This is a genomic window from Micromonospora maris AB-18-032, assembly GCF_000204155.1.
Taxonomy (GTDB): Bacteria; Actinomycetota; Actinomycetes; order Mycobacteriales; family Micromonosporaceae; genus Micromonospora; species Micromonospora gifhornensis.
In genome coordinates, this window is sequence record NC_015434.1 from 6615236 (window position 1) to 6630830 (window position 15595).

The window sequence follows — 15595 nt, forward strand, 5'->3', positions numbered from 1 at the left end:
ACCGAAGCGATGATGAAACAAACAAACTCTCTGGAGACACTTGCTCGGCTAGAAATCCTCCGCCGACCAAGAGAGCGGGAGACAAAAACTGGCCCCAATGACGAAACGAAACCCTCCGTCAGCAAAGCGGGGACAGAACGTGACAGAAAAGCGCCGTATTGGCCCATTATGCGCAATACGACATGTAATGGTACCAACCGGCCACAAGTCCCCCTAGATTCGGCAGCAACAAGCCGGACTCAGCTGGGGGTAGAAAATGAACTCGCACGAATGGGGATGATCCCAGCTTCTCGATGAGGAGCAGCCAAAGTACGCTTGCGGAGCGCAGCCCCTCGGTGACGAATGGGGATGACGGTTGACTTCGCAGGATCGACAGACCGGGACCGATCGGCGGCTACGGCCGCTAGTCGGTCTCGTCGTCGTTCTGGCCGGCATCGCCGGTGCCGTCTCCGTCGCGCACTTGCCGAACTACGGTGTCCTCACCGCCACGTTCCTCTGGCCCGCGCTGATCTCTCTGGTGACGCTCGGCTTCATCGTCAAGGTCCAGGTACGAATCCGTTCCACCAACCACCGCATCGCCTGGACCGAAACCGCGATCGTAGTCGGGCTGGCCGTCGCGCCCTCACCCGTGGTCATCCTCGCCACCGGCTTCGGCGTGGCCATCGCCAGCACCCTGATCCGGTTGCCGCCGATCAAACGGTGGTTCGGCATCGGCAAGAACATGCTGGTCGCCACCGCCGCCGGCCTGGTCCTTCAGCTGTTCCAGTGGCCCCCGACGAACTCGGAGATCACCAGCACCATCGTTCCGCTGACGGCCGCCTACCTGGCCGCCGTGTTGCTCGACGAACTCGTCACGTTGCCGGTCATCGCCATGGCCACCGGCACCTCGTTGGGAAAGCTGTTCCGCGAGGACTGGGATCTGCGGCTGACCGCAACCGTCACCCGTCTCATCGTCATCATCGGCACGGTTCTGACGATCAGGACCGACATCCGCATGCTTCTCGCCGTACCACCCCTGGTGCTCAGCCTTCACCTGTTCTACCTGACCCGGGTGCGCAGCCGCACCGAGCAGCAGGCGTGGCAGCGGCTCGCCCAGACCACCGACGCGCTAAACGTCGTCGAGCTGGACGAGGTCCTCACCACCGCCGTCACCCGGGCCGCCGAACTCTTCTCCGCCGACGAGGTGGAGGTGGAACTGCGCGACGCCGCCCGGCTCGTCCGGGGCAACTCCGACGGCATCAGCTACGACGGCCCCACCGCCGAGGCCCCCGACGCGACGGGCGCGGTCGTGCCCGCGCCCTTGGAGGGGCACGACCGATCCATCGACGTGGGCGTACTGCGGCTGCGCTTCCGAGGGTCGGTCCAGCTCAACGAACGGGAGCGGTACACCCTGCGTACCTTTGCCTCGGCGCTGTGCACGGCGGTGCGCAACGCCCAGGCGTACGCCGAACTCGCCCGGGTCGCGCAGGCCCACGCCCACGCCGCCGCCCACGACGCACTCACCGGGCTGGCCAACCGGCGGCACCTGCTCGACGAAGGCAACGAGCAACTGCACAAACGGCACGCCGACGGGGTCACCGCGCTGGTGCTCATCGACCTCAACCATTTCAAGGAAGTCAACGACACCCTCGGGCACGCCGCCGGCGACCAGATGCTGATCCGGGTTGCCGAACGGCTCCGCGCCGCAGCCCGCACCGACGACCTGGTTGCCCGGCTCGGCGGCGACGAGTTCGCCGTACTGTTGCGCGCCCTGCCTGCCCCCGCGGTGGCCGCGCACCGGGCCGAGACCCTGCTGGCGGCGCTGCACGAGCCGTTCGACATCGAAGGCATGCAGATAAGCGTCGAGGCCAGCGGAGGTATCGCCATCGCGCCGGCCGCCGGCGGGATGGTCGAGCTGCTGCGCCGCGCCGACGTCGCGATGTACCAGGCCAAACGGGCCGGGCAACGGGTCGCCACGTACGCACCCGCCCGGGACACCGCCGACCTCGGCCGACTCGCCCTCGGAGGTGAACTGCCCCGCGCCGTCGCCGACCAGGAATTCGTCGTCAACTTCCAGCCCATCGTCGACCTCGGCACCGGCGAGGTGATCGCCGCCGAGGCGTTGGCCCGCTGGCGGCACCCCACCCACGGCATGATCGACCCACTCCGGTTCCTGGAGACCGTCGAACGGTCCGGCCTGCTCCCCGCATTCGCCGAGGCGATCCTCGACCAGGCACTGATCGCCGCCAGCACCTGGCGCGACGCCGGATTCGACGTACCGGTGGCGGTGAACGTCTCCCCCCGCAGCCTGCTCGACGCCCGCTTCCCCGGCGCCGTCCTGGCCCGGCTGCGCGCCCACGACCTACCGCCCGACCGGCTGATGCTGGAACTCACCGAGACCCTCACCCTCAGCCAACTCGACGTGGTCGACCAGGTACTCACCCGACTCCGCGACTCCGGCGTCCGGCTCGCGCTGGACGACTTCGGCACCGGCTACTCCTCGCTCTCGCTGCTCTCCCGAATCCCGGTGCACGAACTGAAGATCGACCGCAGCTTCGTCACCGCCATGGAGTCCTCCGCCGAAGCCGCCGCCATCGTCCGATCCACTCTCGACCTCGGCCGAAGTCTCAACCTCGCCGTGGTGGCCGAAGGGGTGGAACGGGACCCGCAGCGCCTCGCCCTCTGGGAACTCGGCTGCGTCGCAGGTCAGGGCCACCTCTTCGCCCGCCCACTGGCCGCCGGCGCCCTGCTCGCGGCGCTGCAACGCGGCACCGCCGGTCGCCCCGGCCACCTCGCGACCGCACTACACGACGCCGGCGCGGTGGTCCGACTACCACCCGGACGCCGTCAGGGGGGCCGAGGCCGACACCAACCGGCCTGACACACTGACCCGGATGAGCAACGCCGATGCGACCGCCCCCCGCCCCGCATGGTGGCACCGGCTCGACGCCACCGGCGGCGGACTCGGCCTCGACCTCGGCATCTACGCCGGCTCAGCCGCGTTCGCGACGATCACCGCCGCAACCTCCACCCTGGTCACGCACCGCCACTGGGGCAGCCTCGCCGCCGTCGGCTACCTCGCCGCCGCGCTGCTGGTCACCGGTCAACTGCTCATCCGTCGCCGACGTCCCGACTCCGCCCTGAGCGGCGTACCGGCACGCTGGCTGGTCGCCAGCCTCACCTGGTCCACAGTCACCCTGCTGCCACTGACCTGGCAGAGCATCCAGCGGGCAGCCGGGCGAACCGACCGGGCACAGGAGGAGGTGCTTGTCGTCGAGGACTCGGGCCGCCGCCTGCTGGAGACCGGCACCCCGTACCTCGGCCCCGACGCGATCGCCGCCCTGCCAGCGGGCGAGCAGTTGCTCGGCTACACCCCGTACCAGCCGGGGATGGCCCTGTTCGGGCTGCCCCGCGCCGTGCACGACAGCTGGTGGACCGACGCCCGGGTCTGGTTCGCCGTCGGCACCGCCCTGGCCCTCGTCCTGGCCGCGCGCCTCCTGCGCCCGACCCCCGGACTGCCGGCCCGGAACCGGGCCACCCTGCTCCGCGGCATGCAGGCCGCCACCGTACTCCCGGTCTGTGCACTGACCCTCGCCACCGGCGGGGACGACCTGCCCGTACTCGCGCTCTGCCTGCTGGCGCTCGCCTGCGCCGGCACCGCACGACCCGGCTGGGCCGGCATCGCCGTTGGCGTGGCCGGCGCGCTCAAGCTGTTCGCCTGGCCGGTCGCGATGGTGCTGGTCATCTGGGGCTTTACCCGACGCGCCGGCCTGCGGGTCGCCGCCGGAGCGTTCGGAATCCCCGCCCTCGCTCTGCTGCCCGTCCTGCTTGTCGACCACGAAGCCCTCGTGGAGAACGTGCTGCGGTTCCCGCTCGGACACGGCCTGGTCGCCAGCCCCGCCCAGTCGCCGTTCCCCGGCTACCTGATCGCGGCCAACCTACCGGCCGGCCGCGCCGTCGCCGCCGCGCTGCTCGTCGCGGCCGGGCTGGCCATCGCCGTCCGACTCGCCCGCCGACCGCCCCGCACCGCCCGGACCATCAGCCTGATCTGCGCGTACGGGCTACTCGCGGCCATCCTGCTGATGCCCACCACCCGCTTCGGTTACCTGCTGTACCCGATCGCGTTTCTCGTCTGGGCCCCCGCGCTCGACCTTCCCCGGATCGGGCAACCGGCGGGCGAAGAGGCCCGGCAGGGCGTACACCTGAGGGCATGACCACCTACCGCGATCGCAGCGAGGCCGGCCGGGCACTCGCCGACCGGCTCGCTGCCCTGAGCGGCCGACCGGACGTCACCGTGCTCGGCCTGGTACGCGGCGGAGTGCCCGTCGCCAAGGTCGTCGCCGACCGGCTCGGCGCACCGCTGGACGTGCTCGTGGTCCGGAAACTCGGCATGCCCTGGGCACCCGAGGTGGCGTTCGGCGCCCTCGGTCCCGGCGGCGTACGCGTACTCAACGACCTGGTCGCCGGCCAACTCGATGCCGACGACATCGCCGAGGTCCAGCGCCGGGAGCAGGCAGAACTCGACCGACGGGAACAGCTCTACCGGGCCGGCCGCCCACCGCTGGACCTGACCGGTCGTACCGCCCTGATCGTCGACGACGGCCTGGCCACCGGCGCGACCGCCCGAGCCGCCGTCCAGGTCGCCCGGCACCTCGGCGCTCGCCGCGTCGTGCTCGCCGTGCCGGTCGGCGCGCAGGAGGCCTGCGAGATGCTGGCCGCCGAGGCCGACGAGGCGATCTGCGCCCAACGACCTGCCAACTTCGGCGCGGTGGGGGCCTACTACGACGACTTCCACGAGGTCTCCGACGACGAGGTCACCGAGGCGCTGACCGCCACCGCGTGAATCGACCAGGTACCTTCGGATGATGAGCCTGACCTGTCCCAAGTGTCACGGAGAGATGCGCCAGTACGAGCGCAGTGGCGTCGTCATCGACCAGTGCGGCGAATGCCGGGGCATCTTCCTCGACCGCGGTGAGCTGGAGAAGCTGTTCGAGGCGGAAGCCAACTGGAACGCCAAGCAGACCCCGCCGGCCCCGCAGCCGCCCCAGCACGTCGCCCAGCCGGGCGGCTACCCGCCGCCCGCGCCCGCCCCGCACCAGCCGGGCTACGGCGCAGTGCCGCCGCCCGGCTACCCCGCGCCGGCACCGGCGTACGGCCACGGGCAGCAGCACTACGGCTACCACGGGCACTACCGGCGCAAGAAGCGCAAGAGCTTTCTCGACGACATGTTCGGCTGAGCCTGTGCGGTCTCCGCTCCGGCGTCGGATCAGACCGCGCCGGAGCGGGGAAACCGTGCCACAGTCGACGGCCCTCGGGTCAGACGATGGCCATGTCCACGAAGCGCGACAGGTGCAACTGAGCCGCCACAGTCACCGTGTCGGTCGGACCATTTCTGTGCTTGGCGACTATAAAATCCGCCTCCCCCGCCCGGGGCGACTCCTTGTCGTAGTAGTCGTCCCGATGCAGCAGGATGACAACGTCCGCATCTTGCTCAATTGATCCAGATTCGCGCAGATCGGACAGCTGCGGCCGCTTGTCGGTACGTTGCTCCGGGCCACGGTTCAGCTGACTCACCGCGATGACCGGGCACTCGACCTCCTTGGCCAGCAGCTTGAGCCCTCGGGACAGGTCCGCGACCTCCTGCTGCCGGCTCTCGGTGCGTTTGGGTGAGGTCATCAGCTGGAGGTAGTCGACCACGATCAGCTTGAGGTCGTGTCGCTGCTTGAGGCGGCGGGCCTTGGCCCGGATCTCCATCAGGTTCATGCTCGGCGTGTCGTCCACGAACAGCGGTGCCTCACTGATCTCGCCCATGCAGCGGGCCAGCTTGGTCCAGTCGTCGTCGGAGAGCTGCCCGCTGCGCAGCACGTGCAGGGGTACGCGCGCCTCGGCCGAGAGCAGTCGCATGACGATCTCGACCTTGCTCATTTCCAGCGAGAAGATGGCCGCCGCCTGATTGGCCCTGATTGCCGCATTCCGGGCAAAGTCCATGCTCGCAGTGCTGTTGTGCGTCGGGATCATCGACCGACCGGCCAGGTACAGGTGGTCATCGTTGTCGACGGTCACGCAGCGGACCGGGACACTGGGCACCGGCCGGACCGCAACGATGTACCGGTGGCCAGTGCGGACGGCCGTCCCGTCATGCCGCCGCTGCGCGTGGGCCTGACGCTTGCGGGCCAACCGGAACACGTCGTCGGCTGTGCTGAAGTTGAGGTTGTACGCCACCGACGACTCCGGGCGGCGGCCCTTGACCGACCTGCGGGAGATGGAGCACCGATACCCGAGGCTGACGACGAGTTCGTTCACGTCGTCGGCTAGACGGGCCGACGTGGTTGTGAACTGGACGCTGCCACCGTTGGTGACGGTGCCGTCAGTGTCAAGAAGGCCGGCCAGCAACGCCCGCCGCTGGTCCTCGGATGCACGCAGGTACATCGGTGGGATGTGCTTGTTCCCAAGGACGCCTGCGGACCTCAGTAGGCCAGTGAATGACCCACGTGCCGAATGGCAGGCTTGGCAACTCCGAGATGAACCTGACATGTACTTGAACGCCCTGCCGCAGAACGAACAGCGGGCGCGGGCTGCGGCGTCCACCAGACCTCTTGACTTTCCGCCGCACGACCTTCCGCATGCCCAAATGCCAGAGCCCTTGGGTGTGAACCGGGTGCCGCAGACGACGCACTCGCGGTCGGTCAGCGGCGGAGCCTTCGGAAGTTTGAGGGCGTAACGGAAGCGTGCTGCCGACGACTCCACGACATAGCCATCCGACTCGATGAGCGCCAGGAGTTCGGGGTCTGCTGTGGTGAAGGAAGACCCAGCAGAGGTTCCGTCCCCCAGCCACGCACCCAGCGTATACGGCTCTACCGGCAGGTCTCGTGTCGGCAGCACCAGCGCGCGGGTGTTCTCGACGGCATGGTTGAGCCGCCCGTCGGCCGGGTGGCGCAGCGTCGCTGCGATGTGTTCCGTGGTCACCGCCCCGTCATGGTTGGCGGTCGTTTCGGTGTTCATCTGCCGGTTCACCCGGTCGAGCAGGGCGCCGAACAGCATGTGAGTCGAGTAGGCGTCGATGGTGCGATGCCACGGCTGGCCGCGCCTGACGTACTCCCGCCGGACCTTCCCTGATACGCCAACCCGATGGCCGACGGCGTGCAGGACGTAACGAAATCGGTCGCCCGCTATCTCGACCGCCTCCCGGTAGGTCATTAGCCGATCGGGGGCGGCCATGACCGCCCGGTGTGCAGCGGCAGCAGCGGCTCGCGCGTCCTCGGCCCATTGGTAAGACGATCGTGCCTCCGCGCGCTGCCGGCGTGAGGCGCGGGTGGTGGTCTTCCACAGATGCTCAGCGTCAGCAACGATGACGGAGCCGTCGGAGAACTCGACCTCGTAGCAGGGGCGACCGTGGCGAACCTCGAAGGCGTGCGTGACGGTGGTGGGTCGGCCGTCCGCACCGATCAGCTGATCGCCTACCTGCACCTCGCCCATCGTCGTCCAGCCGGTCGGGGTGGGCAGGGGGGTGTCGAGCGCGAGTGCCTTTCCGAGACCAGGTCGGCCCGCCACGATGATCAATTGGCCGGCGTGCAGGCCGTTGAGCAGCCGGTCCAGGTCGGTGAAGCCGGTGGGCACCCCGGTCATCACCCCGCCCTGGGCACCGACCGCCTCGATTTCGTCGAGGGTCGGTTGGAGCATGTCGGCGAGGACGGCGAAGTCCTCGCTGACCCGACGCTCGGTGACGTCGTAGACGGCCTGCTGTGCCAGGTCGACGATGTCGTCGACGTCGCGGCTGCCGCCGCTCGCGGTGCCGTAGCCGAGCTGGACGATCCTGGTGCCGGCCTCGACCAGTCGCCGCAGCACGGCACGCTCGCTGACGATTCGCGCGTAGTAGGCGGCGTTCGCGGCCGTGGGCACGCTCGCGATCAGCGTGTGCAGGTACGGGGCGCCACCGACGCGGGCCAGGTCACCGGAGTCCGCCAGGGCCGCCGCCACGGTGATCGCGTCGGCCGGCTCGCCTCGGCCGTAGATCTCCAGGATGGTGTCGAAGATGGTGGCGTGCATCGGCCGGTAGAAGTCGTTGGTCTTGAGGATCTCGACCACGTCGGCGATGGCGTCCTTGGACAGCAACATGCCGCCCAGGACGCACTGCTCGGCGGCGATGTCCTGCGGCGGAGTCTTGTCGAACTGGCCGTCGCGGGGCGGCGGGCCGGAGGACGGCCCACTCGGATACGGCTCTGTCCGCATGTCGTCGGTGACCGACACGGGCCCCCCTCCACTGCGTCGGCGCGGCTCCGGGCACGGATCCGCCCGGGTACCACCAGGTTGACCGTCCACGCGATCGGGGGCCATCGGCGGGCGGCTGGGGCAACCATACGGAACACGAGCTCAGGCCCTCAACCACAGCGGTGGACGAGCCTCGGGACAACCTGTGGACACCGGTGGGCAGAGGTGTGCGCAGTGTGTGCACATGATGTGGATAACTCTTGGGGATCTCCCGGCATTACCGCTCTGACCTGCGAAAACTTCATCCACAGCCTGTGGGTGAGAATTTCCGGGTAGGGCTTTGTCCCGATACTCCCGTAGGATCGGTGGCCTACGGCTACACCTGGACAGCGGATTGCACTTTCGGTTGAGAAGGGTCACGCTCCGGCCGTGAGTTACCGGGACTGGGCACGCGGGGAGGATGGCCCGCGTGAGCGACGGCCGGCCGCTTCGTGGGCCGATCCCGTCGAGGGCGATCCGGGCGACCGTTACGACTCCGCCGTCGAGCGTTACCGCACCCCTAGCCGTCGCCGCGCGATCGAACGTGGGCAGGACGAGCCGGCTGAGCCGTACCTGCCGCGGTGGGCCCTGGAGTCGGGCGTACGCAGTGTCGACGGCGGCGGCCGGCATGCCGCTCCGGACGACGATGACGATGACGACCGGACGCGTTATGCGGGGAGTCGTCGTGCGCCGGACGTCACCCAGGGCCGGCGGGCCGCCGCTTCGACGGAGCGGGACTCTTCGTTCTCTGCCGCCGAGTCCTCGTCCGATCACATTCGGGAGTGGAGGTTCGAGCGTCCTCAGGACGGCGGTTATGTCGGCAGTCGGCGGGCTGCTGACGACGACCCGGTCTCGGGTGTGACGCCGCAGAGCCGACCGCGGCGTGCGCAGTCTCGTCACCGTCAGGTGACCTGGTCGGGCCTGGCCGAGGAGGGCGAGCAGTCGGCCGCTTCGGAGCCGACTGCGGAGCCCTCGACGCGGCGGCGGCGCGGGGTCGAGTCCGCTGCCGGTTCGGCGGTGGAGCCGTGGGAGCGGGCGGCGGAGCCGTGGGAGCGTAGGGCGGCGCCGGAGTCCGTTCGGCCTGCGGTGGATCCGTGGGACGCTTCGGGTCTGCACGCCTGGCAGGAGCCGGCTGAGATCCGCGACCGGGGTGCGGCGGGTCCCGCCGACCCTTGGGACGCCGACAGCACCAGTCAGTGGCTCCGGACGTCCGCCTCGGATCAGTGGCTTGAGCCGGATCAGACCGGTCAGTGGCTTCAGCCTGACACCACGGGTCAGTGGGAGCGTCCCGCGGAGGTCGACCGGTGGGATCGGCGGCGCGGCGAGGACCGGTGGGACGGCTATTCCGGACCTGACCGGTGGGACCGTACGCAGCCGCCCGGTTCGGGTGCCACGTCGGGTGCCGGCCAGTGGGCGTGGGCTGAGCCGGCCGCACCGGAGCCGGCACCGGAGCGTTTCTGGCCGGGAACCAGGTTGGCCGGGGACGATCCACGGTGGGTGGAGGCGAGCGCGTCGGCGCCGAGGTCACCGGTGGTCGGGTACACCGCGCCCCGTCCGCGTTCGGCGACCCGGCGGCGGCCCGCGGCGGTGCCTGCGCCGCGGCAGACCGGCATGGAGTCGGTACGGCGACGCATCGAGGCGGTCGGCACCGGCGGGTGGAGTCGGCGGCTGGAAGACGACCTGCTGGATCCGGATCCCGGGGCGCCCTGGCTGCCGCTGCTCTACACGGCGGCCTGCTATCTGCTGCCCGCGGTGGTGATCTTCTTCTGGCTTCTCACCTTGGACGGTGCGCCACCGACGGGCTGTGTGACCGACATCAGCGGCGGTGGTTGCGAGTCGCCGCGGGCCCGCGCCTTCGGGGCCACAGTGGGTGGGATACCGCGTTTCGGGTTGGCGTTGGTGAGCAGCCTGGTGGTCGCCACGCTGTTGCGGCGGGTCGGCACCTCCTGGAAGCCGACCACGGTGGCACTCGCGGCGGCGGTGGTCGGTGGCGGTCTGTCGACTGTCATGATCAGCGCCGTGACCGGTGAGCCCATCGGCTGAGCGCCGGTACCGCAGCGTCTCCGGCTTCCGCATTGCGGGTCTGCGGCAAGGTGTCGGCGGCGGCGGCGAGCAGCAGCCATGACGGCGGTTGCCACCTGGCGCGGGGCGGCGGTGGCGTTCTGCCGGCGATTGGCGGGGAGGAACGTGACAGGGCCTGCACCATCTGGTGATGGTGCAGGCCCTGTCAGTGCCGTCTTGCGGGGTCAGCCCTGCACGACGTTGAGGTTGAACGTGGCGGTCACCTCGGGGTGCAGCTTGATCCGCACCGGGTGCGATCCGATCGACTTGATGTGACCGGACACCTCCAGCCGACGTCGGTCGAGCGACGGGCCGCCGGCCGCCTTGACAGCATCGACGATCTCGGCCGGGGTGACCGAGCCGAAGAGCCGACCGCCCTCGCCGGCGCGGGCCTTGAGGTTGACCTTGAGGGCCTCGAGCTGGCCCTTGACCTCGTTGGCGTGGCCGAGGTCGCGGATCTCCCGGGCCGAGCGGGCCCGCTTGATCAGGGTGACCTGCTTCTCCGCGCCCTTGGTCCAGGCGATCGCGAAGCCCTGCGGGAGGAGGTAGTTACGGCCGTAGCCGTTCTTGACCTCCACGATGTCGCCCGGGGCGCCGAGCCCGGACACTTCCTGAGTCAGGATGATCTTCATGTCGGCACCTCCTCTCAGCGGGCCGTCGCCGTGTACGGCAGCAACGCCATCTCACGGGCGTTCTTGACCGCGCGGGCGATCTGCCGCTGCTGCTGCGAGGTGACGCCGGTCACCCGCCGAGCGCGGATCTTGCCGCGGTCGGAGATGAACTTGCGCAGCAGCGCGGTGTCCTTGTAATCGATGTAGGTGATCCCGTCCTTGTCGAGCGGGTTCACCTTCTTCTTCGGCTTGCGCAGTGCCGCAGCCTTCGCCATTGCTCTTGCTCCTGGTTTACGATCACGGGCGCTCGGGGCCATTAGAACGGTGGCTCCTCATCGAAGTTGCCGCCACCCGAACGTGAGGGTGCCGGTGCGGCTGAAGCCCAGGGGTCGTCGAAGTTGCCTCCGCCGCCGCCCTGGCCACCACCACCGCCGCCGCCGAAGCCGCCGCCACTGCCGCCCGAGCGGGACATCTTCTGCACCTTCGCCGTGGCGTAGCGCAGCGACGGGCCGATCTCGTCGACCTCCAGCTCGATGACGGTGCGCTTCTCGCCCTCGCGGGTCTCGTAGGACCGCTGACGCAGCCGGCCCGACACGATCACGCGAGCGCCGCGCTGGAGCGACTCCGCCACGTGCTCCGCGGCCTGTCGCCAGACGGTGCACGCGAGGAACAGCGGCTCGCCGTCCTTCCACTCGCCGGATGCCTTGTCCATGAACCGGGGCGTCGAAGCGACCCGGAACTTGGCGACCGCGGCCCCGGAGGGGGTGAACCGCAACTCGGGGTCATCGGTCAGGTTGCCGATGACCGTGATGGTGGTGTCTCCTGCCATGACCATCTCCTCGCGCACTCATGCGTTTGCCGTACAGGTTCTCAGAACCCTCCGACAGCACGATGAGGCTGTCCGGGTGGGGGGCTGGGTGGAATGCTTAGCGCATCTCCGGCCGGATGACCTTGGTGCGCAGCACGGACTCGTTGAGCCGAAGCTGGCGGTCCAGCTCGGCCACAGCCTCCGGCGTTGCCTGGAGGTCGACGACGGCGTAGATGCCCTCGGCCTTCTTGTTGATCTCGTACGCGAGGCGCCTGCGGCCCCACACGTCGGTCTTCTCCACCGAGCCACCCGCGGTCCTGATCACGTTCAGGTACGTGTCGAGCGACGGGGCGACGGTGCGCTCCTCGAGGCTGGGGTCGAGGATCACCATGATTTCGTAATGACGCAAGACTTACTCACCTCCTGTGGGCTAAGCGGCCACGGTCCTTCCGTGGCAGGAGGTCTGCGTCGTGGCCCGCCCTGATCCGGGGGGACCCGGTCGGGAGCGGACAACCTGACCAGGATACCCGGCCATGACGATCACCAGCATCGAGGTGACCGACACAGCGAACCGGGGGTCCGCGCCGACGTCGCTGTCGGCGTGGACCCCCGGTCACGTGACCGCAGGGCGTCTCGTCCGCATTCCTTGGGTGGGACCTGGGGAGGAACGACCACACCGATGAGGTTGGACCGGAGACGCCCTGCGGAGCTTTATCATGTTGTTACCTGACGTTATCGCTGAAGTCGGCGCTTCGCGGGGCAAATCCTAAAATTACCGACAATTTTTTGGGCCATCGTCAGGGTCAGCTGTCGCATCCACCGGTATCAACGACTCCGGCCAGCTGCGGTGACGCGACTCGGCGGTGGGTCACCACCACTGTCGGGCACGCGACGTAGGCTCGCCTGCATGCGTATCGGAGCCCACGTCGATCCGACCGACCCGTTGGCGGAGGCGGCTGCTCGTGAAGCCGACGCCGTGCAGTTCTTCCTCGCCGATCCCCAGGGTTGGAAGGCGCCACAGCCCCGCGCGGACGCGGAACAGCTACGCACCGCGGATGTCGACATCTACGTGCACGCGCCGTACGTCGTCAACGTCGCCACCGGCAACAACCGCATCCGAATTCCCAGCCGCAAGCTGCTGCTCGCCCACGCGAAGGCCGCAGCGGCCATCGGCGCGAAGGGCCTGATCGTCCACGGTGGGCACGTCAACGCCGGCGACGATCCGCAGACCGGCTTCGACAACTGGCGTAAGGCCCTGACCTACGCGCAGGAAGCGGGCGGCTTCGGTCTGCCGGTGCTGATCGAGAACACCGCCGGTGGCGAGAACGCCTGCGCCCGCCGCCTCGACGCGCTCGCCCGACTGTGGGACGCCGTCGGTGATCACGAAGTCGGCTTCTGCCTCGACACCTGCCACGCACACGCCGGCGGCGAGGAACTGCTCGGCCTGGTCGACCGGGTGAAGGCCATCACCGGGCGGATCGACCTGGTGCACGCGAACAACTCCAAGGACGCGTTCGGGTCCGGTCGCGACCGCCACGACAACCTGCGCGGCGGGACCATCGACCCGGAACTCCTGGTGACGGTGATCAGAGCAGCCGGGGCCCCGGCCATCGTCGAGACCCCGGGCGGCACCACCGGGCAGGGTGACGACATCGCCTTCCTGCGCGCGCAACTCGAGGCGGAGACGGCGGTGCGATGACGACCGATCAGTCTCCCTCGGGCGGCCCCCGACCGACCACGCGCGGTCGCCGGGACACCCGAATCCAGGCTGCCGCCGGCGGGCGGGCCGACGCCGACGGCACCGACGACCAGGCCAGGAAGCCGACGGGCGGCGTGGACCCGACGGGCGGCAAGGCCGAGGCCCAGACCGATGCTGCCGGCAAGACCAAGGCTCCGGGGAACGAGACCAGAACCCCGACAGACGAGGCCAAGGCCGAAACTCCGCGGGACGAGGCCAAGCCCAAGACCCCAGGGGACGAGGCCGAGACCCCGGCATCCGATAAGGACAAGAAGTCCGCAGCCGGGGACGGTAAGGACGGGGACGGTAAGGACGGGGACGGTAAGGACGGGGACGGTAAGGACGGGGACGGTAAGGACAAGGGCGACGTCGAGAAGAAGGATCCGTGGGCGGCGTTCGGGCCCGCACCCGAGCCGGTGCCGCGATGGTACGGCCGACTCGCCCGCAGGACCGGTCGGCTGCTGATCCACGAGTGGACCCTGGCCGCTCTCGGGTCCCTGGTGTTGGCCGTGCTGATGACCTGGCCGGCCCTGCGCTACCCCCGGCACACGTTGCCCCACGACTACTGGGATCCGAGCCTGCAAGCCTGGCAGATGGCCTGGTCCGGGCACGCCCTACGGACCGACCCGGCCCAACTGTGGCACTCCAACGCCTTCTTCCCGGAGCGGTGGAGCTTCGCCTTCTCCGACACGTTGCTCGGCTACGCGCCGGCCGGCCTGATCGGTAGCGGCCCGCAGGACGCCCTCCTCCGCTACAACATCATGTTCGTGCTGGCCCACGCGCTGGCCACCTTCGGGGCGTACGTGCTGGCTCGGCAGCTCGGTGCGAGCCGGATCGGCTCCGCGGTGGCGGGGGTCAGCTACGCCTACGCACCCTGGCTGTTGTCCCAGGCGGGGCACCTGCACGTGATCTCCAACGGGGGCATTCCGCTGGCCCTGGCCATGCTCGCCCGGGGCCATGGTTGGTCGCTACGGCACGGCTATCGCCCCGAACGTCGACACGACGGCTGGGTCTACACCGGCTGGTTGGTCGCCGCCTGGCAGCTGAGCCTGGGCTTCGGCATCGGCCTGCCGTTCGCGTACGTCCTGGCCGGTACGGTCGTCGTGGCCATGCTGATCTGGTTCGCGAAGCGGATCTTCTGGCGGGTGAAGCGGCCCTTCGGTCAGCGGCTGTTCGTCGCCGACCTGATCGGCGGGCTGATCTTCGCCGGGGTGGGTGTGCTGATGGCCATCCCCTACTTCACCGTTGCGCAACTGCACCCGCAGGCGGAGCGGAGCATCAGGGACATTGCCGCGTTCTCGCCACCCGCCAACAGCTTCGTCACCGCTCCGGCGGAGTCCCGGATCTGGGGCGGGCTGCACGAAGGTGCCCGCTCCGTACTGCCGTGGCATCCGGAGATGACGCTGCTGCCCGGCTTCGCGCTCTACGCGCTGGCTCTCGGCGGCCTGTTCTTCTCGATCTGGACCATCCGTCAACGGCTGTTCCTGCTCGCCGGGGTGCTGGTCGCGATGACGCTGTCGATGGGCACCAGGTTCTTCGGCGGCGACTTCACCTACGTGCCGCTCTTCGATCACCTGCCCGGTTGGAACGGCATCCGTACGCCCGGGCGGCTCATGATCTGGGCCACCCTGCTGCTCGGGCTGCTCGCGGCGGGCGCGGTCAGTGCGTTCTCCGAGCGGGTGCGGGAGGTTTCCGCCCAGCGGATCCCGTCCTGGCCCAGCCCGTGGTTGCGGCTGGCCACCCTGCTGCCGCTGCTGCTGGTCATCGTCGAGGGCACGAACACCACACCGCATCCGGTGGTGCCACCACAGCCGGCCGCCATGCGGACGGTCGGCGGTCCGCTGCTGGTGCTGCCCAGCGGTCAGAACCACGATCAGCCGGTGATGCTCTGGTCCACCACCCGGTTCCAGGACATCGTCAACGGTGGCAGTGGATTCACCCCTCGCCAACTCGCCGACGTACGTCAGGTGACCATGACGTTCCCCGACCAGACAAGCGTCGACTACCTGCGTACCCTCGGCGTGCGCAACGTGCTGGTGCTGCGCGACGAGATCGCCGGCACCCCGTGGGAGGTCAGCGTCGACGCACCGCTTGACGGCCTGGACATCACCCGCGAGGAGATGGGCTCCGTCCTCCTCTTCCGGCTCTGAG

General features: G+C 69.4%; 13 protein-coding genes. 7 read left to right on the forward strand and 6 right to left on the reverse strand.

The features are described 5' to 3' along the window. Positions 1–355: 355 nt before the first annotated feature. From VAB18032_RS29325 to VAB18032_RS29340, 4 genes are read left to right on the forward strand one after another with little or no spacing between them, the layout of a single operon-like run. Positions 356–2860, forward strand: coding sequence for a putative bifunctional diguanylate cyclase/phosphodiesterase (locus VAB18032_RS29325; protein WP_013736568.1), 2505 nt, complete (start codon positions 356–358; stop codon positions 2858–2860). Positions 2861–2873: 13 nt separating this feature from the next. After that, positions 2874–4193, forward strand: a complete 1320-nt coding sequence (locus tag VAB18032_RS29330) for a glycosyltransferase 87 family protein (protein ID WP_013736569.1) — start codon at positions 2874–2876, stop codon at positions 4191–4193. Further along, positions 4190–4822: a phosphoribosyltransferase gene (locus VAB18032_RS29335; protein WP_013736570.1), complete on the forward strand. Its 633-nt coding sequence runs from the start codon at positions 4190–4192 to the stop codon at positions 4820–4822. The genes VAB18032_RS29330 and VAB18032_RS29335 overlap by 4 nt, the downstream gene beginning before the upstream one ends. A 19-nt stretch (positions 4823–4841) precedes the next feature. Further along, positions 4842–5216, forward strand: coding sequence for a TFIIB-type zinc ribbon-containing protein (locus VAB18032_RS29340; protein ID WP_043722417.1), 375 nt, complete (start codon positions 4842–4844; stop codon positions 5214–5216). 79 nt (positions 5217–5295) lie between these two features. Here VAB18032_RS29340 and dnaB read toward each other — a convergent pair whose 3' ends face one another. Continuing rightward, positions 5296–8208, reverse strand: coding sequence for a replicative DNA helicase (dnaB, locus tag VAB18032_RS29345; RefSeq protein WP_353505308.1), 2913 nt, complete (start codon positions 8206–8208; stop codon positions 5296–5298). Between the two features lie 1358 nt (positions 8209–9566). Further along, positions 9567–9860, reverse strand: coding sequence for a hypothetical protein (locus VAB18032_RS33085; protein WP_232510871.1), 294 nt, complete (start codon positions 9858–9860; stop codon positions 9567–9569). On the opposite strand from VAB18032_RS33085, the gene VAB18032_RS33090 reads away from it, so the two are divergent. Next, the gene (locus tag VAB18032_RS33090; protein WP_232510872.1) at positions 9838–10269 is read left to right on the forward strand and encodes a hypothetical protein; all 432 of its coding nucleotides are present in this window, start codon (positions 9838–9840) and stop codon (positions 10267–10269) included. The two genes, VAB18032_RS33085 and VAB18032_RS33090, sit on opposite strands and share 23 nt — an antisense overlap. A 203-nt stretch (positions 10270–10472) precedes the next feature. Here the strand turns inward: VAB18032_RS33090 and rplI are convergent, their stop codons facing one another. The 4 genes from rplI to rpsF all read right to left on the reverse strand — a co-directional run bounded on the left by rplI (position 10473) and on the right by rpsF (position 12115). Continuing rightward, entirely contained in the window at positions 10473–10919 is a 447-nt protein-coding gene (gene rplI, locus VAB18032_RS29355; RefSeq protein ID WP_013736574.1) for a 50S ribosomal protein L9, read from the reverse strand. A 14-nt stretch (positions 10920–10933) separates the two neighbouring features. Beyond that, positions 10934–11173, reverse strand: coding sequence for a 30S ribosomal protein S18 (rpsR, locus tag VAB18032_RS29360; protein ID WP_007073789.1), 240 nt, complete (start codon positions 11171–11173; stop codon positions 10934–10936). A 41-nt stretch (positions 11174–11214) separates the two neighbouring features. Next, positions 11215–11745, reverse strand: coding sequence for a single-stranded DNA-binding protein (locus VAB18032_RS29365; protein ID WP_013736575.1), 531 nt, complete (start codon positions 11743–11745; stop codon positions 11215–11217). Positions 11746–11824: 79 nt separating this feature from the next. Next, on the reverse strand, positions 11825–12115 hold the full coding sequence (gene rpsF / locus VAB18032_RS29370) for a 30S ribosomal protein S6 (RefSeq protein WP_013736576.1): 291 nt from the start codon (positions 12113–12115) through the stop codon (positions 11825–11827). Between the two features lie 498 nt (positions 12116–12613). Here rpsF and VAB18032_RS29375 point away from each other — a divergent pair, with 498 nt between their 5' ends. After that, entirely contained in the window at positions 12614–13405 is a 792-nt protein-coding gene (locus VAB18032_RS29375) for a deoxyribonuclease IV (RefSeq protein WP_013736577.1), read from the forward strand. Then, complete coding sequence (locus tag VAB18032_RS29380; protein WP_013736578.1) at positions 13402–15594, forward strand: hypothetical protein; 2193 nt, start codon at positions 13402–13404, stop codon at positions 15592–15594. Before VAB18032_RS29375 ends, VAB18032_RS29380 begins: the two co-directional genes overlap by 4 nt. Position 15595 lies beyond the last annotated feature (1 nt).